Annotated in this window: 18 protein-coding genes; all 18 read right to left on the reverse strand. The window is 42.7% G+C overall.

What is annotated here, in order from left to right:
- A complete protein-coding gene (hslO, locus tag RCG24_RS16195) occupies positions 1 to 879 on the reverse strand; it encodes an Hsp33 family molecular chaperone HslO (protein WP_202654817.1) in 879 nt (292 codons plus the stop codon).
- A gap of 64 nt (positions 880 to 943) precedes the next feature.
- Positions 944 to 1,723 (reverse strand): type III pantothenate kinase, encoded by a 780-nt coding sequence (locus tag RCG24_RS16200; protein WP_202654818.1) that lies wholly within the window; start codon positions 1,721 to 1,723, stop codon positions 944 to 946.
- A 109-nt stretch (positions 1,724 to 1,832) separates the two neighbouring features.
- Positions 1,833 to 3,791: an ATP-dependent zinc metalloprotease FtsH gene (gene ftsH / locus RCG24_RS16205; RefSeq protein ID WP_202654819.1), complete on the reverse strand. Its 1,959-nt coding sequence runs from the start codon at positions 3,789 to 3,791 to the stop codon at positions 1,833 to 1,835.
- A 97-nt stretch (positions 3,792 to 3,888) separates the two neighbouring features.
- A complete protein-coding gene (gene hpt / locus RCG24_RS16210) occupies positions 3,889 to 4,434 on the reverse strand; it encodes a hypoxanthine phosphoribosyltransferase (RefSeq protein ID WP_202654820.1) in 546 nt (181 codons plus the stop codon).
- The gene (tilS, locus tag RCG24_RS16215) at positions 4,431 to 5,051 is read right to left on the reverse strand and encodes a tRNA lysidine(34) synthetase TilS (RefSeq protein ID WP_308077484.1); all 621 of its coding nucleotides are present in this window, start codon (positions 5,049 to 5,051) and stop codon (positions 4,431 to 4,433) included. Before tilS (RCG24_RS16215) ends, hpt begins: the two co-directional genes overlap by 4 nt.
- Entirely contained in the window at positions 5,015 to 5,845 is an 831-nt protein-coding gene (gene tilS / locus RCG24_RS16220; RefSeq protein ID WP_308077485.1) for a tRNA lysidine(34) synthetase TilS, read from the reverse strand. The genes tilS (RCG24_RS16215) and tilS (RCG24_RS16220) overlap by 37 nt, the downstream gene beginning before the upstream one ends.
- Before the next feature lie 150 nt (positions 5,846 to 5,995).
- Complete coding sequence (locus RCG24_RS16225) at positions 5,996 to 7,018, reverse strand: protein kinase domain-containing protein (protein WP_202655490.1); 1,023 nt, start codon at positions 7,016 to 7,018, stop codon at positions 5,996 to 5,998.
- The gene (locus RCG24_RS16230) at positions 6,987 to 7,724 is read right to left on the reverse strand and encodes a vWA domain-containing protein (protein WP_202655458.1); all 738 of its coding nucleotides are present in this window, start codon (positions 7,722 to 7,724) and stop codon (positions 6,987 to 6,989) included. The genes RCG24_RS16225 and RCG24_RS16230 overlap by 32 nt, the downstream gene beginning before the upstream one ends.
- A 95-nt stretch (positions 7,725 to 7,819) precedes the next feature.
- Positions 7,820 to 10,294: a stage II sporulation protein E gene (gene spoIIE, locus RCG24_RS16235; protein WP_202655459.1), complete on the reverse strand. Its 2,475-nt coding sequence runs from the start codon at positions 10,292 to 10,294 to the stop codon at positions 7,820 to 7,822.
- 303 nt (positions 10,295 to 10,597) lie between these two features.
- Positions 10,598 to 11,026 carry a S1 domain-containing RNA-binding protein gene (locus RCG24_RS16240; protein WP_202655460.1) on the reverse strand — a complete coding sequence of 143 codons (429 nt, stop codon included), beginning with the start codon at positions 11,024 to 11,026 and terminating at the stop codon, positions 10,598 to 10,600.
- Between the two features lie 93 nt (positions 11,027 to 11,119).
- Entirely contained in the window at positions 11,120 to 11,503 is a 384-nt protein-coding gene (locus RCG24_RS16245) for an FtsB family cell division protein (RefSeq protein ID WP_202655461.1), read from the reverse strand.
- Positions 11,504 to 11,518: 15 nt separating this feature from the next.
- A complete protein-coding gene (gene yabQ / locus RCG24_RS16250; RefSeq protein ID WP_202655462.1) occupies positions 11,519 to 12,151 on the reverse strand; it encodes a spore cortex biosynthesis protein YabQ in 633 nt (210 codons plus the stop codon).
- Positions 12,148 to 12,450 (reverse strand): sporulation protein YabP, encoded by a 303-nt coding sequence (gene yabP, locus RCG24_RS16255; RefSeq protein ID WP_202655463.1) that lies wholly within the window; start codon positions 12,448 to 12,450, stop codon positions 12,148 to 12,150. The genes yabQ and yabP overlap by 4 nt, the downstream gene beginning before the upstream one ends.
- A 73-nt stretch (positions 12,451 to 12,523) precedes the next feature.
- Entirely contained in the window at positions 12,524 to 12,802 is a 279-nt protein-coding gene (locus tag RCG24_RS16260; protein ID WP_202655464.1) for an RNA-binding S4 domain-containing protein, read from the reverse strand.
- A 68-nt stretch (positions 12,803 to 12,870) separates the two neighbouring features.
- Complete coding sequence (gene mazG / locus RCG24_RS16265; RefSeq protein WP_202655465.1) at positions 12,871 to 14,340, reverse strand: bifunctional methyltransferase/pyrophosphohydrolase YabN; 1,470 nt, start codon at positions 14,338 to 14,340, stop codon at positions 12,871 to 12,873.
- Positions 14,341 to 14,346: 6 nt separating this feature from the next.
- Positions 14,347 to 15,978 carry a putative polysaccharide biosynthesis protein gene (locus RCG24_RS16270; RefSeq protein ID WP_308077486.1) on the reverse strand — a complete coding sequence of 544 codons (1,632 nt, stop codon included), beginning with the start codon at positions 15,976 to 15,978 and terminating at the stop codon, positions 14,347 to 14,349.
- 114 nt (positions 15,979 to 16,092) lie between these two features.
- Positions 16,093 to 16,629 (reverse strand): stage V sporulation protein T, encoded by a 537-nt coding sequence (spoVT, locus tag RCG24_RS16275; RefSeq protein ID WP_202655466.1) that lies wholly within the window; start codon positions 16,627 to 16,629, stop codon positions 16,093 to 16,095.
- 232 nt (positions 16,630 to 16,861) lie between these two features.
- Positions 16,862 to 20,407, reverse strand: a complete 3,546-nt coding sequence (gene mfd, locus RCG24_RS16280; protein ID WP_308077487.1) for a transcription-repair coupling factor — start codon at positions 20,405 to 20,407, stop codon at positions 16,862 to 16,864.
- Between the last annotated feature and the right edge of the window lie 34 nt (positions 20,408 to 20,441).

Raw genomic sequence — 20,441 nt, forward strand, 5'->3', positions numbered from 1 at the left:
TTAATTGGCTTCCTGCGCCAATTGTTCTAACTCCTCTTTGGAATAATGATATTTTTCATTACAGAAGTGGCAATGGGCTTCTGCCCCTCCATCTTCCTCAATCATTGCCATTATTTCCTGCCTTCCTAACCCGACAATGGCATCTGCAAAACGTTGCTTGGAGCAAGTACATTGGAACCGTACCGGCATCGTTTCAATAATTTTGACGTGCTCCTTACCGAAAAGTTCCGCCAAGATTTCCTCAGGAGTTAACCCTTGTTCAATCAATGTTGAAATTGGCGCGATCGTTTGAAGCCGCTGCTCCAATTTAGCAATGACCGAATCCTCGGTTCCGGGCATGATTTGCAAAATAAAGCCGCCGGCAGCCAGAATTGTATCATCCGGATTTACTAACACCCCAACACCGACAGAGGATGGTGTCTGTTCTGAAGTAGCAAAGTAATAAGTGAAATCCTCCCCTAATTCACCGGAAACGAGCGGAACCTGGCCGGAAAAAAAATCCCGCAGACCGATATCCTTGACAACGGACAGCATTCCATTCGTGCCAACCGCACGGCGGACATCAAGCTTCCCGTGCTCATTTGATTCAAAATCCACCTGAGGGTTGGTTACATAACCACGGACCTCACCTTTGGCATTACTATCAACAAGAATTGGACCAAGCGGCCCGCCACCGTCAATTTTTATCGTTAGTTTTTCATCACCTTTTAACATCGCCCCCATCATGACCCCTGCGGTCATCGCACGGCCAAGCGCGGCGGAAGCAGTCCGCCAGGTTTGATGACGACGCTGCGCTTCACTTATTATTTCCGTTGTCCGCACCGCATATGCACGAATCATTCCATCATAAGCTAACGCCTTAACTAAATAATCCTTCAAAAAATCACCCTCCGAATTTCTTCGTGAATCATGGTTAAAATTGCCCGTGCTTCCACTAATCCTATCATTCTTTAGAATTCCCCAAATTTCGTTTATAGATGAGCTGCAAGCCCTTTAACGTTAAAAATGGGTCGACCACATCAATCACATTTGTTTCATTAGCAATTAACGGGGCCAAACCGCCTGTTGCAATCACTTTCGGTTTGGTTTTACTTTGCTCCGACATCCGTTTAACAATTCCTTCAACTTGCCCGACATAACCATAGACAATCCCTGCTTGCATGGCAGCGACTGTGTTTTTCCCAATTACCCCCTCGGGACGGGCGATTTCAATCCGCGGCAATTTGGCCGCTTTTGAGTATAATGCTTCAGTGGAAATACCAATTCCGGGGGCAATTGCTCCGCCTAAATATTGCCGATCCTCATTAACATAGCAATATGTTGTTGCCGTGCCAAAATCAACAATAATAAGCGGGCTGCCATATTCATGGATCGCTGCCACTGCATTGACAATGCGGTCAGCACCAACTTCCCTAGGGTTTTCATATTTGATGTTTAAGCCTGTTTTAATGCCAGGGCCAACAATCAGCGGTTTTAGCTGAAAATATTTTTGGCACATCCGTTCCAAGGCCAGCATGATCGGCGGTACAACGGAAGAAATAATAATCCCATCAATGTCGGAAAAACGAAGCCCGGCATGTTCAAACAACGCTTTAATACTCATGCCAAATTCATCTTCCGTACGATTTCGGCTTGTTTCAATCCGCCAATGAAATTTTAACTGATCCCCTTTATAAACACCGAGCACCGTATTGGTATTCCCCACGTCAAAAACAAATATCAAGTTTATCACTCACTTTTAAATAGAATTTTCTTATTTACATGCAAACATAATACCATAATTTAAATTGGTTGAAAAAAAGAGGGCTTCATGCGAAGCTCTCTTTGCGATATTATTTATAGTCAATTTCATCAGGAGGGGTATCGAGGAATGATTTCTCCTCGTCAGGCTCCTCGTCCTTCTTTTTGTTAATATTAACTTTCAGGTCATCCTGCTTTTTGGTGCCAACTTTAACGGTTGCCAATTCTTCAGGATTTTCCGGTAAGTGGCCATGATCTACTAAATATTTAATTTGTTCTGCATTTAGTGTTTCTACCTCAAGCAAGGTGTTGGCAATCAAATCAAGCTTATCGCGGTTCTCGATAAGAATCTTTTTACATCTTTCGTAAGATTCCTTAATAAATCGTTGAATCTCAAGGTCGATTTCATAAGCAATCGCATCCGAATAATTTTGTTCATTGCCGATATCGCGCCCGAGAAATACTTGACCACCTGATTGTTGACCAAACTGTAATGGACCAAGCTTATCACTCATCCCAAATTCCGTCACCATTCGGCGGGCAATACCGGTCGCCCGCTGGAAGTCATTATGGGCTCCCGTACTTACTTCGCCAAAAACAATTTCCTCTGAGACACGGCCGCCTAATAAGCCGACAATTTTATCTAACAGTTCTGGTTTAGTCATGAAGTAACGGTCTTCTTTTGGAAGCATGACCGCATAACCGCCAGCCTGTCCCCGTGGAACAATGGTAACCTTATGAACCATTTCGGCCTCATCCAATACTAAACCGATAACCGTATGACCTGCTTCGTGGAAAGCGACAATCCGGCGTTCTTTTTCGGAGATCACCCGGCTCTTTTTCGCCGGACCGGCAATGACCCGGTCAGTTGCCTCATCAATATCAACCATATCTATTTTCTTTTTATTTTGCCGCGCCGCTACAAGGGCTGCTTCATTTAATAGGTTCTCTAAATCGGCACCGGAGAACCCTGGTGTCCGCATCGCAATATTTCTTAAGTTCACCGATTCGTCTAAAGGCTTATTGCGGGCATGAACGCGCAGTACTGCTTCACGACCATTAACATCAGGACGGTCAACCGTAATTTGCCGGTCAAAACGGCCTGGACGCAGTAAGGCTGGGTCCAAAATATCAGGACGGTTGGTAGCAGCAATGATAATAATTCCTTCATTTGCCCCAAATCCATCCATTTCGACAAGCAATTGGTTTAACGTCTGCTCGCGCTCATCATGGCCACCGCCGAGACCGGCTCCACGCTGACGGCCAACAGCATCAATCTCATCGATAAAAATAATACAAGGAGCATTTTTCTTTGCATTCTCGAACAAGTCACGTACACGGGACGCCCCGACCCCAACGAACATTTCAACAAAATCAGAACCGCTGATGGAGAAGAATGGAACCCCTGCTTCACCCGCAACTGCACGGGCAAGCAATGTTTTACCGGTCCCTGGAGGTCCAACAAGAAGAACCCCTTTAGGAATCCGTGCCCCCAGTTCAGAGAATTTCCGCGGGTCTTTTAAGAACTCCACTACTTCGATAAGCTCAGCTTTTTCTTCATCAGCACCAGCAACATCTCTAAAACGGACCTTTTTCTTGTCATCATTATAAAGCTTTGCCTTGGATTTACCGAAGTTCATCACACGGCTGCCTCCGCCTTGAGCCTGGTTTAATAAGAAGAAGAATAAAATAAAGATAATCACAAACGGAATAATCGAAGTAAAGAAGGTAACCCAGCCGCTTGTTTCCTTCGCCGGCATTACTTCAACCTTGGAACCAGCCTTATCAATCCGGTCAAGGATTTTCTCACTGTTTGGGATATAAGTGATGAATTTTTTATTACCTGCTTCCAATTCACCACGCACTTCAAATACACCGCGCTCAGGCTGTATTGAAAAAGATTTGACACCATTATTTTCTAATTGTTGAACAAATTTGTCATATGAAATATGATCGGTTGGCTCATTGCTTCCATTGAAGAAACTAACGACGCCGATAATAACTAAAAATATCAATAAATAAAAGATGGTGTTACGGAAAATCCGATTCATCTCTTACCTCCTCCCGCGTTAAAACAGACTATATAAAATAGTATCATAGAAAATCTTACAAATTCAAGAAAATACACTTGCTTCCAATGGCTATCATTTAATCGTTATTGCTATATACTTCAGGTTTTAGCACTCCAATATATGGAAGGTTTCGATACTTCTCCATGTAATCCAATCCATAGCCGACGACAAATTCATCCGGAACGATAAACCCGACATAATCGGCTTTGATGTTACTCTTTCTCCCCGCCGGTTTATCAAGCAAGGTCACAATTTTAATCGATTTTGCCTTGCGGTACTTGAATAAATCGACTAAATAACTCAAAGTAAGACCGCTGTCAATAATATCCTCGATAATTAAAATATCTCTGCCTTCAACAGATGTATCCAAATCTTTGAGGATTTTTACTTCTCCGGAAGAAACAACAGCATTGCCATAGCTGGAAACATCCATAAAGTCCATTTCCAAATAACAATCCATTCGCTTTAATAAATCAGCCATAAACGGCATAGCACCCTTTAAAACGCCGATGGCAAGCGGAAAGCGATCATGATATTCCTCTGTTAATTGGGCTGCCAACTCCTTTATTTTTTCTTGAATCTCGTCCTCTGTTACTAGTACCTTTTCAATATCGTGTTTCATATGTGCCCCCTAGAAGATGTTAATTTATCATAAGTGAATTGTATATAGTGTTTTGTTGTCGGGTTCATTCCTTCAAATGCTGACTTTTTTAAACCTGGAAGCCAAATAATACAATCGTCTCCATCCGTAATGATCGGCCATGTATTTCGATCTTGTAACGGGATCTTTTGATCAATAAAAATGTCCTTTATTTTTTTTGATCCTTGCATTCCTTTAATAGTCATTCGGTCACCCATTTTCCTGGTGCGAATAATAATCGGCCATTTGATGCTCTCTGCCGGAAACACAGCTGTATTGGCGCCCTTCTGCAGCGTCTCCTTATCAGCATATTGGAGCTGAATTTGTCGGCCATTTGGCAGGTGAATCCGCCCCGGCTCCTTCAAGATAAAATAATACGATTCCAATTCAGACTTATGTTTTCGAAATGAAAGTAATAAATCACCATAAGAACGATAAACCTTTAAACCATTGGGAAAGTCAAGTTTCCCTGAAGGTTTGCCATGATTGATTAAGTTTAAAACCTGATCTATATGTAACGCAGAAAGATCAGCAGGTTTTTCTTTATAAAGATAGTTTAATATTAGTTGAATCCCTCTCCTTTGTAAAGGTAAAGGCACTCTGGAGAATAGCCCGATATCAATGGTAACTTCTGACGCTTCTCTTTTTTCACTACTTTATTCAATTCTTGGACAGTTAATTCCTGCAGAAACATTTCATCCGCTTGTAATTCCTCACTAAAGCGCTGAAATTGCTCATGAACCTGAGGATTTTCGGTTTTTAAAAACGGCAGAACCTTTAAGCGATAGCGGTTACGGCTGTATACTTCGGTTTGATTGCTAGGATCAATCCTTGGGGTAAGATTGTGCTCCTGGCAATATTTCTCAATGTCCGTTTTCGTTAGGCATAAAAACGGGCGGAAGATCGTTCCGCTATGAAACGGGCGGGAGAACAGAATGCCTGCCCTTGCCATTCCCGTACTTCCTCTTGTCAGCCGCATGAGGATCGTTTCGGTTTGGTCATCACCATGATGGGCCAGAGCTAAGTAAGGAGCATTATACTTCTCCATAACCTTATAATAAAACTCATAACGGACCTCCCGACCTGCCGATTCAGCACTTTTTCCTGTTAATTTCATCATCTCCGGAACGTTTACTTGGACCATCTCAAAAGGAATCCGGTTTTGTTGGCAATACTCTTTGACAAACAACGCATCTTCATAAGATTCCGGCCCTCTGAACATATGATCAATATGAGCAGCGACAATAAACAGGCCTTGTTTCTCTCGATTCTGGAGCAAAAAGTGAAGAAGTGCCAATGAATCGGGTCCTCCTGAAACACCAACAACGATTCTTTTGTTCTCAAGCTTAAATGCATGATGCTGAAGAAAGGCTGTAACCTTTGTTTGCAACATAAAATACACTCTTCCTTAGATATAAGTTACCTTTTAGTTTACAACTTTATTTAAGCTTGTTTCAAACTATAGGTTCTCTCTATCAAAAGATTGTCCCTTAAAACTCATTGATTCCTTTAATACGATTAACTTCAAAAGAAGTTTCACTTATTATTGTAATTTTAGTACAATATACAAGGCATAGAAAGTCGCTACAACTACCATAATCAGAAAAAATTCCAGCCAATTGTGTTTTTTCTGTTTTCTGCGATATTGTTTCCTCGTCATTGGTTTAGAATCTGGAGACGTCGGGGCTGATTGTTTGATTCCAGCGACACTGTTTCCTCTTCGCCGCCCTGTTTTGCTATTAACATTTTCTCTATTGGGCTGATCGCTGATACATTCCAACAGGTCTGTTCGCATCTGCCCGGCGCTCCGATAGTGGCCCTGCAACGCCTTTATGATGACCGATTCATACATTTTAAGTTCCGGCCGTTGCCGGAGTGCCTCTCGGAGTTGGGAGATTCCGCCAGTTGTTTTATTAAATCTTTTTGGATAGGCTGAGTTTATCATCATCATCGCCACGGCAAATAAATCATAGGTTATCTCAGCTTTTCGCGAGCCCAGTCCCCAATAGCCCCGGTCATAAAACTCCGTAAATTCCTTGATCGACCGGCCCTGGATTGTTGTACCGCCAACATCGATACACCTGATTTTGGGCGGCGGTCCGGAAATAATTAAATTCTCCGGTTTTAAGTCACCGAACACCCAACCCTTTTCGTGAAGTTCAGCTAAATTATTTAATAACTGAAGAAAGAGAACAGGCATCCAGGCCTTCCCTTTTTGTTCTAAAAAAGACAGCAGATTGGGGCCGTGGATATATTCCATTACATAAAAAGAAATCCTTCCCTGGCTGCTTGTCCAATCATCGACATCAAGCAAAGAAGGCCCAAGGGAGTATGGCCCCTGGACCTTTGCAAAGGATTTTAACACATTAACCTCAGAGGTGATTGACATATCATTATCACTCATTTTCAACGCTACCTGCGCTCCCTTAAAACTGGCAAGGTAGACCACTCCGTTTGCGCCAAATCCCAGTTCCTTTATAACCGTATACTGATTGCCATGCCATTTCCCTGTTATAACCGTACCAGAGCGAACCTTACACTGACTCTTCAAAGAATGATTCATCATCATTTGACAGCAGGCTCCTTATTGAACGTTTTTGGTTAAACGAGGAAAGGGCAGTTCTGATCGCTGGTCCCGTAGGTGTAATGCCCCCGGTTGACAGTTGTGAAAAAATGGTTGCCAAACTTTGTAGTTTTGGAGTCCAATCGAGCAATTTTTCGACATAACTATTTTTCCCGGGAAATACATAAACGGAAAATTGGTTATTCCCTGTTCTTGCCGTTAAGCTTAAGGAAAGGTCAAGCAGAGCCTCTTTTACTGTCTCCAGCTTCTGCTTCATACTTGCGCTTGTATCGACAAGAATCAACACTTCTAAATCGACAGTTTCCCCTAATTCATCGACAACCTCCATCACTTCACCACGTTTCTCCGGAGGAAGGTCTTCCATTGATTGGGAACGCCCTAAAATTTGCTGCAGTTCGCGATTGACAACCCCTTGGATTGTTTGATTCATTGCTTTTCGGGTGACCATCTGAACCGTTTGCGAAAGCTGTTTCGCATAGACGATCTGGCTCACCCCGCCGCCTGAGGCGGCAATCCCTTCAATTTCGGTTATTCCTTTTTCATCAATGACGTCGTGCTCCATTACTCCGATCACATTAACGGTCAGACCCTGTTCCTTGGCGAGTGCAGCCATGGCAATCGGGTCCTCGCCTTGATTTGAGCAGCCATCTGTAATTAATAGAATCTGACGGATTTTACCTGTGTACATAACCTACTCCCTCCACAACTTGAGTTGCTATCATTTTCGACGGGGAAAAGGTTATTTATACATATTTATTGACAGAGCTGGATAAAATAAAGCAGTTATGCCTGACGCCTAAGCTTCTGAACCGGAATGGAGGCCCACTTCGGTGTATTGTGCTTAATTTTCGCTACTGCCACCGTCATATCATCATCAATCATATCCGCCCTGGAGCGAATCACTTCCTCTAAAATCAAATCAGCCACCTCTTGCGGATCATCGGTTTCCAATTCGAGCAGCTTCCGTTTCATCCATACATCATAATTTTCCACATGTTTTGGTCCCTCAAAGACCCCGTCACTCATCATGATTAACAAATCGCCAGCCTTTAACTGCTCAGCGACAACATCTACTTCAAACTCCTGAAGAATCCCCATTGGTAAATTGCTGGCTTGGATTTTTATTATTTTATGGCCTCGTTTAATAAAACTCGGGGTGGAGCCAATCTTCAAAAACTTGGCTGCAGCGGTTTGTAAATCAATCATGGCCAAGTCCAATGTCGAGAAGATTTCATCCGTGGTTCTAAGCGAGAGGATCGAGTTGACCGATTTAATGGCTACCTTTTCCTCAATCCCTGATTGCAGAATTTTTTGCAGCAGCTGGAGGGTTTCTTTACTTTCGTAATGAGCACGCTCGCCATTTCCCATGCCATCGCTGATTGCTAGCGCATATTTTCCAAACCCGAGTTCAATTGTCGAATAGCTGTCACCTGAAATTAACCCGCCGTCCTTGGCCGCATGGGCAAAACCTGTTTCAACAACAAATGCCTTGGAGGACCTAAAAGTGGTCTGACAAAAACCACCGGAATGGCTGGCACATTCCTCCTTTTTCACGACGATTGTTTCCCCCAGAATATCCGTCAGCATCGGAGCAATTAACTTTTCACATTCACCGTGGCCATTGCAGAATGGCACAGCCATTTCAATGTCAATATTACCCGGTTCCAAGCTATAGATTTCCACCTGCTCAATATGGATGCCAAACCCCTGAATCGCCTCAATGATTTGCTCTTCCTGCTTATAATAATTTTCCCGTTCCCGTTGAATTTCTTTTGCAAAATTATCCATCACTTCAGAAACGCCCATTAACTGATCGGCAACCAGTTTCCGGCTTTCATGAACTTTTCGCTTTAGCTTTTTACTGGCTTGAAAAAAAGTTAATTCCTGACTGATCGTGTCATAGACCTTTTTCGGACGGGAACAAAGCTTTTCCCATTCCCTTGACACCCTTAAGGAGATACTGCCGTCATTTTGATCCATTTCATGAATAACTTCCTCCATCGCAGTATATGTTGTAGCAAAGTTCTTCGCCCAGCACTGCTCCTTCTTAAAGCAGTTTTGACAGGTCTTTGCGGTGACATTGCCCATGAAATAATCAAGCTCCCGCTGGCCTTCATCTTCCTTTGAGAGAAGCTCCATTTGTGAAAAGCTCTTCGACAAGGCATCAAAGACACTGGAGAATTGCGAAACCCGATGCGCGGTCACATCGCGCATTTTCCGCATGTATTTTTGCTGTTCAGCTGTATATTCCGGAGTCCCGGGAATATATTTTGCCAGTCTTGACGTCAATGCCCTAGGAGTCAGTAGAAATAATCCAATTGCGGCAGCCGATTCTAGCAGCATCAGTTTTACCGACCCGCCACCTTCGCCGTACATTCCGATTAACAACGTAGCAATGAGTAATCCAAATGAAACGCCCACTTTTTTCCCTTCCTTTAACAAGCCACCCAGCACCCCGGTGAATGCTAACAAGCTCATGTGATAGAAACTGGAAATGCTGGCAAGGGTAAAAATCAGCCCGGTCACGACGCCAACTGTTGAGCCGACTGTGGCACCGGCAATGAAAGCAAAGATCATCACCAAGTAGCGGGCCAAAATATGTTCAATCGATAGATCGTAAAGCTTCCAGCCGATGGTGCCGGTCATAATCGATGCCAGCATGATAATTAAGCAAACGATTTCTTCCGTCTTTAACAGCTGGCGTCTTTTATATAAAGTGAATAACGGGATGCTTTGTAAAAAGATTAAAGTTAAAATAAACGCCAGACACGCTTGAACCCCCACCATCATGCCATTATAGATTGTTAATTGATGGAAAAGGATAAAGGACTCTGCCCATTTTCCAACACCGAGAATGGCGGCAACATAGAAAGGCAGTGCCTTCATTTCATTCTTAAGCCATTTTTGGCTGATTCGGAAGACAATCAAAAAGAAAATGGTGATTGTAAAGGTAAAAGCGGCGTTGGCTAATGAAAGAGTTGCCGCGCCAGTGATTAATCCTATAAGGGCAAGTGGTGCCCGATCCTTTTTAATGACATAGACAGATGCGAAAAAAGGTAGACTAAATGGGGTCAATTTCGCCAGAATTAGCGCGCGCCCAAGTAAAAATCCGATCATTAAGAGCAGAATCCCTTTTCTGATAAAAAAGGATTCCAGCTGAAATTGTATTTTCCTCATTATCTTCTGAAAAGCCATTTCTGTTGTCTGAAAATTAACTTCCCCGGGCGACTCTATTAACTCTTGTTCTACCTTTCCCATGGAACCACTCCCCTGCTATTTTCTAGTTGTCCCCTATTATAAAATTGCTAGATTTAAAAGTTTGTCAAAATTATGAACGGAATCCCCAAATTTGTTCGACTGTTTCTACTATATTCACTCATAATCATTCAAAACGAGGCCAAATTTGTGATTTAGGGTTCGCTTGTTTAAGCAAACGCTTTTCCTCCGTACAAATTTCAGCTGGCATAGTCTGGCCTGAGCAGCTAGACAAAAAAAAGACAGGTCGTCAGTGACCCGTCTTGTCATTCTGCTATATTCGCTTAAAAGTTAGCAGCAAGTATATTAACCTCGTCTGGCTCCTCTTCCGCCACGTTTTGACTCTGTATGTCGCTTTAGCGAAGATAGGCGGTCTTCACTGTCTTTTAAAAAGCGCGCCATTTTTGCTTCAAAGGTTTCTGTTCTATTGCCGCCGCGGTCATTGGCCTTACCATGACGAGGACGTTGCGAATGGGAGTTCCTTTCCTTAGGCTCTGGGCGATCCTTGGCCTTCTTAATGGACAGGCCAATTTTCCCATCCTTTTCAACATTCAGGACTTTGACCTCTACTTGGTCACCAACTTTCAAATGATCATTGATATCCTTTACATAATTGTCAGCAACCTCGCTAATGTGTACGAGTCCTGTTGATCCATCCGGCAGCTCCACAAACGCTCCGAAATTTGTAATCCCTGTTACCTTTCCCTGTAACTTGCTGCCTACTTCGATTGACATAAAAAAAATGTTCCTCCTTAAAAATTTAAAAAATCATACTTACTTTATTATACAGAAAGGAAAAATTAAGTGTCAATAAGCTTAAGCTTTGGTTCATTTTTCCTTATCCTCTTCCGGAATATTAAAGATAATTTCATTCTTTTCCGAGAAAAAGTATTCTTTTCTTGCCAGCTTCCCAATATAATCCTTATCATGGAGTTTCACGATGTCCTCTTTCAGAATACTTTCTTTCTTCTTCAACTGTGATAACTTCTGTTCCAGCTTTTGCTTTTCAGCAGTTTTCGCTTCTATTTTTGCGGATTGGGAAAGAACACTGGAAATCATTAAATAAGAAATAACACTGGCCAAAACAAAAAATAACGAAAGCCGTCTGATTAACAGCTTCTTTTTCCTGGCTGAGGCAATTTCTGCATATTCCTGCTGCTTGAGATACGTTGTCTGAATCTTGGAAACATTCCTTCGTCTTTCCGCTCCCATTTTCCTTACCCTTCCTTACTCTTTTCTCTTCTTCCATTTACTTAACCAGTTAATCATATAATTCGTTATTTTCTTGGAATTTCCTGCTATTCTATTATATAACTTCTCGACTGAATTTTTAAGACCTTTCGGCAAAAGTCCCCATAATATCAAAAATATTTTTTCCAAAATTCCCAGGATGATCTTCATGATAAATTGAAATGCTTGGAAAATGAATTTGACAAGGGTCCACAGCCCCTTGCCAAATGCCAAAACAATCACCGAAATTAGCTGAATCAAACCAACGACCGGTTTATAAATGAGAAGCTGGAGGGACTTTTTAATAAATCGGTAAGTGTAAATGAAGATTTGGATAACCCCTTCGAGCAAGCGCAGATAGATGCCTTGTAACAAGCTCTGGTAGGCAGCAAATCCGCAAATAAGGGCAAGAAAAATATAGAACCGGATTTCTCCTTTATTAACAAGAAATAAAATATAAAAGATCAGTAATGCCTGGATCGCCCAAAATAATAAATCATTGATAAACACAATCCAAGCTTTACGTTTCGGTCGTTTTAAAAAGCGCTGATACGTGTCAAACATAGCACCAAACAACGACCCCATGCCAATCATCGAAACCATTGTTAAAAATTGCGTCGAAAGTGTCATCGGAATAACTTGCTAAAGAATCCCTTAGCTTTCTCCCCATGGTGCTCATCAAGGTACACCAAGTCATAAATTTTACCTTTGATCGACACAATCCCTTTTTCCACATCCAAATTTTTCATTTGCAAATTTTGCCCTTTAATCGCCAAAAACCCCATCACGGTTTCTAGCAGAAACTCTTCATTATCAAAGCTCTCCACTTGTTTGACGCCTGTAATATCAAGAAGCTTTCTTCCTCTCATGATCACATCATGATCCTGAATACTGTCTTTTGCTGTATTTGGCTCATATAATTGGCTCATTTTTCATCCCTCACAATCATTTGTACAACCATTCTGTACATTTTTATGTGAAAAATGAAAAATTAGAACCGGATTAGTCGACCGGGTTATCTGTCGGTCGAACCCTTTCTTCTTGCAAAATCGTATACATTTCGGCTGCTTCTTCTTTCCGGGTTGTCTCTTGAATCCGCTCAATTCTTACCGTCAATTTCCTTTGCCCAAGCCTTAGGGTTAATTCATCACCAACCTTAACCGTCGAACTGGCCTTGGCTTCCTTGCCATTAATCTCAATTCTGCCTTGATCCGATACTTCTTTCGCTAAAGTCCTGCGCTTAATTAACCGCGATACTTTTAAAAACTTATCCAATCGCATAAATATTGCTCCTCCTTATTTATCCCGCCTTAACAGGCAGTAAGACCCCCACTGATGGAAGTTTCACTTTATAGACCCTTTGCCTTCGCTTCCTCCCAATACCGATCCAGTTCCTCAAGCGAATAATCCGCAAAATCCCTGCCGCTTGCCTGCACCTTTTGCTCAATATAGCGGAACCGGCGGATGAACTTTTCATTGGTGGCAAATAAAGCCTCCTCCGGATTAATCTTTAAAAACCTGGCTACATTCACAATGGCAAACAGCACATCCCCGAATTCCTGCTTTGCCCGGTCAAGACCTTCATCCGTTCCATCCAGCTCTGCGGAAAATTCCTCAAGCTCCTCTTTTACTTTCTCCAGGGCGGGGGTAATTTCCTTCCAATCGAAACCAACCTTTGCAGCCTTTTTCTGCAGTTCATAAGCACGCAAGAGATTAGGCAACGAATAGGAAACGCCCTCTAAAATCGAAGCCGGTTTTACTTCACCTTTTTCCTGCTTCTTAATCTGTTGCCAATTTCTCACAACCTCTTCAGCATTTGCCGCCGACCCGGTACCAAATACATGTGGGTGTCTGCGGACCATTTTTGCTGACAGACCTTCAATGACATCATCAATAGTAAAATACCCTTCATCACTGCCAATTTGGGCATGAAGCATCACCTGGAGTAGGACATCACCGAGTTCTTCAATCAAATGATCAATATCACCGCTGTCAATCGCTTCGATCACCTCAAAAGTTTCTTCAATCAAGTATTTTTTTAATGATTCATGGGTTTGCTCCTTATCCCACGGACAACCTTCGGGACCCCTTAAGTCGGCAATAATCTGGCAAAGCCTCGTAAATGTCTTCCACAAAATCTGATCATTTGTTACAGGCGGGACATATACTGAAGTCAAATTATTAAGTGATACATGGCGATCCAATTCATAGAGCGGCACTTTGGTCAGGACTTCATCCTGACTGCCCGCCGCAGTTACAATCACGACTTCGTAATCATCCGGCAATTTTTCCATTAAGGTTAACTTAACATTGGAGGCAGAAAATGGATCGTACACCTGGGTGATGATGATATGTTGGTCGATTTGCAGCTGACCGGAGTGAAGTGAGGTTCCATCAAGCAGTTGAAACCCTTCTACCGGATCAATCTTTAATGCAGCCAATAAAGGATCGATAAAACTTTGCCCGCCGCCAATGGTTACTTCAATCCCCTGTTTCGGGCCAGCCGTCAGCAAAAGCTGAACCGTTTGCTCGGCCACAAGCGGGTGCCCTGGAACCACATAAACAAGATCAGCCGTTTCCGCCTCCTTCAGCAATATCTGGACAATTTCCTGATACACTTCGGCAAATTGGGCATGCTTTTCATAGACTGAATCAAAGGAGGTATAGTTTAACCCCTCCTGTTCCAGTTCGGCAACAACCGGATGTTCCTTTGTCCGTAAAAACAGATGCTCTGCTTTGATTAATTTGCGATACACGCCCAGCGGCAACTGGTCGATCTCTCCAGCCCCGAGACCGATGATTTCAATTTTTTTCATCATGATTTTTTAATCCTTTCGTGACATTAAGTACATGAGCCTGCTGCCAAATGGAAATAAGACAAGCTCATCCTTCAGAAACACATTTCCCCTCATAATCACCCATAAATAAGTAAATCCGCCGCCAATTACAGCTCCTAACGCCTCCAAGGCCGCCCCTGCCCGTCCAATATGGTGTGTACTAAAGATTACCCCGGTAACAAATAAGAAGGCCTTTAAAAAAACAAGCATCGCAAATGTTGCCGCAGCAACGATCAATAACAACCGGAATGGCAGCAGAGATAGGCCGACCATCTGCTTCAGCCTTAAGATAAAAACAAGACTAATCAATCCAAGTGTGATTAACGATGAAACAGCCGCACCCATGGTTCCGTATATAGGTATGAGTAAGATATTCAGAAAATATTTAAGCGGAAATACACAAGCAACAGCAACAGCGGGAAATAGCAGGCTGCCTAATCCTTGCATGATCGCAATCACCGTTAGTATGACCGAAGTAAACAAGATGACAAAACTAAGAATTCCCAGTATGTCCGAGCCAAATTCGTTTTCAAACAACATGATATTGGTTGGTTTGATGATCGCCCATAAGCCAAAGGAGGCTCCTGCCCCAATGACGATACTTAACTTTACAGCAAGCCGTATTTTATCATGCAAGCTGGCTGTATGATCTGCTAGTCTTTCCCTTGTCATCAATGGGACAATCGCTAGTGACATCGATGTTGCGGCGACAGTTCCTAATTGAATTAACGGCTGCCCGCGATCAAAAATCCCTTTCAGGCCTTTCGCCATTGACTGTTCGATACCGCTTGCAGTCAGTAATGAATAAAGATTTAGAGCATCTACCAGCTGTATCATAATCAGCAGCAGGCCGCTAATGCAGACCAAAAACCCCTGCACGGTCAGAGCTTTAACAATTTCCTTTATCTCAAGATAATAGCTGTGCAAGTTTACTTTTTCAGGAACAATTCGTTTCCATTCTTTACGTTTCCAAATAAACATAAACAAGATAATTGCGGAAATGATACTGCCGGTAATGGACCCAACCATCGCACCACTGCCCACCAGATATAAGGAAAAGCCTTTATGAATAAACAGACTGGCTAAACAAAGAATCGTTACAATTCGTACTGTCTGCTCACCTACCTGTGATAAGGCGGTTGGTACCATGTCCCCCCTGGCTTGAAAATAACCGCGTAACACGGAAACAAGCGGAAAGGTTAAAAACACAATCGAGACGACCTTGATTAAACTTGCCAGTTCACCGTCATTCATCCATATGGCAATTTTATCTGCTCCCAAATAAAGACTAAGAAAACAAACGAGGCCAAAAAACTGTAACGAAAAATAGGATACAAGCAAGAGAAAGCGGGATTTTTCCTCATTCCCATTTTCCTGTTGTTCGGTAAAAAGCTTTGATATGACTACTGGAAACCCGGTCGTCGAAAGGACAACGGCAATGCCGTAAAACGGATAAACTTGTTGATATATGTAAAAGCCGATATCACCGACAATATTTTGAAAAGGAACCCGATAGACGGCACTTAAAATCTTCGTAACGACGGCCGCAATGGTTAAAATAAAGGTTCCTTTAACTAAAGTCTGCGCTGAAGAAGTCTGCTTCATTGGCTCACCTGCCATTTTTGAACTCCAATGTAGTATTATAGCATAGTTGGGATTTAGGGGCAGAAAAAAGGCAGCCGCGCTGCCTTTCATTGTCTAGCTACAGCGCCCAGGCGCTTCCGCTTTTCTATTCTACTGTTCCATTTGTCTTGCTAAGAATCCCGCGGCGGTCTCAACCGCCTTTTGTTCAACCTCACCCAGCGTTCCTTCTTTTGTGAAAATCACTACTGCTCCAATCGGATCGCCGTTTGCAATAATCGGCCCAATTGTATATGATGAAATCGGCTCTTCATTCCCTTCAATCAAGGCGATATCACTCTGCTGTGTTACGAGAACGGAATTGCGTTCCTCCATCACTTTTTCCACTAATGCACCTATATTTTTATTTAAATAATCTTTTTTAGAGCTGCCCGCTACTGCGATAAAGGCATCGCGATCACAAATCAATACAGGATTACCGAGGCTGTCAAATAGGGCTTCTGCATACTCTTTGGCAAAATCGCTTAATTCGCTGATTGGTGAATACTTCTTTAAAATGACCTCCCCATCGCGATCAACAAAGATCTCTAACGGGTCCCCTTCACGGATACGCAAAGTTCTACGTATTTCTTTTGGGATCACGACTCGACCTAAATCATCAATTCGACGAACTATTCCAGTTGCTTTCATCCAATGTTGCCTCACTTTTCATCTGATGATTTTTCAACTTGGCGAGAAACTATGTAACTGTCTAGCTGCAGCGCCAAGGCGCTGCCGCTTTTCTATTCGCCAACTTTGAACTTAGTATCTTTCAACTGGAAAGTTCTATTCACTATTTTTAAACAGACGGAGGAAATATTCCCTTTTCAGCGTTAAGCAAAAGCAACATTGATGATCATTGTCCAATTTCTGGATTACATTCTTAAACTGGGTTTTCCTGTTCCTTCTTGGCTAACGGTAACCCTTTAATCATTTCAAACACGATATGAAGCCATTGCTCCGTTTTATATTCCTTGGTATTGACAATAATTTTGAGCCTTTTTCCTTCCATGCCTGGAATTACTGACCTGCCAAAGCGGCTGCCAATATGGAATAGCTTGCTTCCATCCAACGTGTTCGTGATTTCTTCGGTTAATAAAATGGTTACTTCTTGTTTCAACTGCTTAATTTGCTCGACTCCATTTTGAATGGCAAAAACTTTCATTTCGGCAATTTGGAACAGATACGAAACTTCGGCCGGATATTCTCCAAAGCGGTCTAACATTTCCGCTTCCAGTTCTTCAACATCCTGAAGCGTTTCGATGCCCCTGAAGCGCTTATACATTTCAATCTTTTGGTGTCCATCTTGGATATAAGCATCTGGAATATAGGCATCGATCTCCAGATCAATTTCTACTGATCGCTTGACTTCCACATGTTCTTCCCCAAGCTCAGCCTTGCGCTCCTCAATCGCTTCTTTCAACATCTGCGAATACAGATCGAAGCCGACAGAATCAATAAAACCATGCTGCTGCGCGCCCAATAGATTTCCCGCACCTCTGATCGATAAATCGCGCATCGCAATTTTAAAGCCGGAGCCGAGTTCAGTAAATTCCTTAATCGTCTGCAGACGCTTCTCGGCAACCTCTGTCAACACTTTATCTTTTCGATAGGTAAAATAGGCATAAGCGACACGATTCGATCTGCCGACGCGGCCGCGCAGCTGATAAAGTGTCGAAAGCCCCATGCGATCAGCATCATAAACAATTAACGTATTGACATTAGGAATATCGACACCTGTTTCAATAATCGTGGTGCTGACGAGCACATCAAAATCGCCGGCAAGAAAACCTAACATCACCGACTCCAATTCATTTTCTGTCATTTGTCCATGGGCAAAGGCCACCCGTGCATCAGGGACCAGCATGGAAATTTCCTCCGTCTTACGTTCAATATCCTCTACTCTGTTATATAAAAAGTAGACTTGTCCGTCGCGGGCAAGCTCGCGTTCAATCGCCTCTTTGACAAGCGAACCATTGTATTCCATCACATATGTCTGCACAGGGAAACGATTCTCCGGCGGTGTTTCAATTACCGAAAGGTCGCGAACCCCTAGCATCGACATATGAAGAGTCCTTGGAATTGGGGTAGCTGTCAGTGTCAGTACATCAACATTTGTTTTTAGCCGTTTAATTTTTTCCTTATGGGAAACTCCGAACCGCTGCTCCTCGTCAATAATCAAAAGCCCCAAATCGTGATAAGTGATATCCTTTGAAAGCAGGCGGTGGGTTCCGATCACGATATCTATCGAGCCGGCCTTCAACCCTTTGATTGTTTCCGTTTGCTGCTTTTTTGAACGAAAACGGCTTAAAATGCCGATATTAATCGGATAGTCCTGGAATCGCTCCCGCAGTGTCTCATAATGCTGCTGCGCCAAAATGGTTGTTGGTACCAGAAAGGCAACCTGCTTGCCATCGGTGATCGCCTTAAAGGCTGCTCTAATGGCCACCTCCGTTTTTCCATAACCGACATCACCGCATAACAGCCGATCCATCGGCCGCGGCCGTTCCATATCCTTCTTAATCTCCTGAATCGAACGCAATTGATCTTCCGTTTCCTGGTAGGCAAACGAGGCCTCAAATTCCCGCTGCAAATCTCCATCAGGTGAAAAGGCAAACCCGACGGCTGCTTCCCGTTCGGCATACAACTTAATTAAATCATCAGCAATATCTTCAACGGATGATTGGACTTTCTTCTTTACCTTTTTCCAGTCACTGCCGCCAAGTTTATAAACCTTGGGTTCTTTTCCTTCCGAGCCGACATATTTCTGGACAAGATCGATTTGATCAATGGGCACATACAGCTTATCGGTTCCCTGGTAACGAATATGAAGATAATCCTTGTGAATTCCATTTATCACAAGCGTTTCAATTCCTAAATATTTTCCGATCCCATGATTGACATGGACAACATAATCACCAGCTTTAAGTTCAGAATAACTTTTTATTCTTTCAGCATTGGAAAGCTTCTGGCGATTTTTAACAGACTTTCTTACCCGCTTACTAAACAGCTCTTGTTCCGTAATCACAGCAAGCTTTTGAATCGGTAATTCAAACCCTGTTTGCAACGATGCTTTGATAATTTGAACCTTGCCCGGCGGCATTTGTTGATTAGCATCAGCAACGACCGCAGGAATTTCATAGTCTTCGAGCACCCGCTCTAATTTTTTCACTCGTTCCTCATCAGGGCCAAGAAAAACAACTGCATAATTTCCTTTGATCCAGCGGTCAATTTCCGACTTTAACAGATGCATTTGTCCATGAAAGTTCTGCATTTGCTTGCAGGAAATATTAACGATATTTTGCGGGTTTGTATTGGCGACATGACGTAAAAATAGTGACAGGTAAAGAATGGGATGCTCATTTTGCTGCATTAAGTTCTGCAGTTTATGAGATATCTGAAGGTCATGAATAATTTCACCTTCGCTTAATAGCGATGTGTACCATTCCGCTTCATCCTTGACAAGGGAATCATCCATTTCCTGTACCCGGCTGATTTCATCAATGACAACAAGGCCATTGCCCGGAAGATAATCTAGTAAACTATGAGGGTTTTCATAGGCGAGCGATAAGTACTTGAACACCTGATCCGGTTCTTGTTTGTTTTTTAATTGCTCGATTTCATAGCTGATATTCTGCGATAGCTGTATTTTAGCTTTTTCATCATTGATTTTTCTAAGGCTTTCCGCTAATCCGGATTCAAGTCCTGAAATAATCCGACTGTAATGTTCCGGCTCCAATAGCAATTCGGTTGCCGGTCCGATTGATACCTTGGACACTTTCTCTTTGGAACGCTGGTCTTCTAACGAAAAATAGCGAATCGACTCAATCTCCGTATCAAATAATTCTACCCGCAGAGGGGTGGCTTCGGTCAGCGGATAAATATCAATAATTCCGCCCCTAACGCTAAATTCTCCGGGTGTCGACACCATTTCTTGACGGTTATAGCCCATCATCACAAACTTATTTAAGATTTGATCAGGATCAATCTCTTCGCCAACCTTTAAAGAGAGCTGATATTTTTGCCATAAAACTTTAGGAGGAAGGATTTTCTTCAACCCGGCAATAGGAACAATGCATATTCCTTGTTTTTGCTTGCTCCAGTAATTTAAAACCTCGATTCTTTGTGCCTTTAATTCCGGACTGGCAATGCTAAGCTCAGCTGCAATTAACTCATTGGCTGGAAAAAGAAATACTTCCTTTTCACTTAATAGATTAACAAGATCATCATAGAGTTTTTGTGCCTGTAATAGATTATGGGTTACGAATAGCACCGGCCTGTTTATTTGTTGATAAAGTGCTGCTGTTAAAACTGTTCTCGAAGACCCCGATAATCCGGCGATTAACTGTTCTTTTAATCCCCCATCGACTCCAGCGATACATGTGCTAACATCGTCTTGATGGAGAAAAAATGACTTTAAACCTTGCAAGAGCTCTCCTCCTCCCTTAACAAATCAAGCAGAA

It is taken from the genome of Neobacillus sp. OS1-32 (assembly GCF_030915425.1).
GTDB lineage: Bacteria > Bacillota > Bacilli > Bacillales > Cytobacillaceae > Neobacillus > Neobacillus paridis.

Excerpts from the sequence above, each read along its gene's own strand:
- spoIIE (WP_202655459.1), bottom strand. The coding sequence starts at position 10,294 with ATGGGAAAGGTAGAACAAGAGTTAATAGAGTCGCCCGGGGAAGTTAAT.
- spoVT (WP_202655466.1), bottom strand. The coding sequence starts at position 16,629 with ATGAAAGCAACTGGAATAGTTCGTCGAATTGATGATTTAGGTCGAGTC.
- RCG24_RS16260 (WP_202655464.1), bottom strand. The coding sequence starts at position 12,802 with ATGCGATTGGATAAGTTTTTAAAAGTATCGCGGTTAATTAAGCGCAGG.
- RCG24_RS16270 (WP_308077486.1), bottom strand. The coding sequence starts at position 15,978 with ATGGCAGGTGAGCCAATGAAGCAGACTTCTTCAGCGCAGACTTTAGTT.
- tilS (WP_308077485.1), bottom strand. The coding sequence starts at position 5,845 with ATGTTGCAAACAAAGGTTACAGCCTTTCTTCAGCATCATGCATTTAAG.
- ftsH (WP_202654819.1), bottom strand. The coding sequence starts at position 3,791 with ATGAATCGGATTTTCCGTAACACCATCTTTTATTTATTGATATTTTTA.
- yabQ (WP_202655462.1), bottom strand. The coding sequence starts at position 12,151 with ATGACACTTTCGACGCAATTTTTAACAATGGTTTCGATGATTGGCATG.
- RCG24_RS16245 (WP_202655461.1), bottom strand. The coding sequence starts at position 11,503 with ATGGGAGCGGAAAGACGAAGGAATGTTTCCAAGATTCAGACAACGTAT.
- RCG24_RS16240 (WP_202655460.1), bottom strand. The coding sequence starts at position 11,026 with ATGTCAATCGAAGTAGGCAGCAAGTTACAGGGAAAGGTAACAGGGATT.
- hpt (WP_202654820.1), bottom strand. The coding sequence starts at position 4,434 with ATGAAACACGATATTGAAAAGGTACTAGTAACAGAGGACGAGATTCAA.
- mazG (WP_202655465.1), bottom strand. The coding sequence starts at position 14,340 with ATGATGAAAAAAATTGAAATCATCGGTCTCGGGGCTGGAGAGATCGAC.
- RCG24_RS16230 (WP_202655458.1), bottom strand. The coding sequence starts at position 7,724 with ATGTACACAGGTAAAATCCGTCAGATTCTATTAATTACAGATGGCTGC.
- RCG24_RS16225 (WP_202655490.1), bottom strand. The coding sequence starts at position 7,018 with ATGATGAATCATTCTTTGAAGAGTCAGTGTAAGGTTCGCTCTGGTACG.
- yabP (WP_202655463.1), bottom strand. The coding sequence starts at position 12,450 with ATGAGCCAATTATATGAGCCAAATACAGCAAAAGACAGTATTCAGGAT.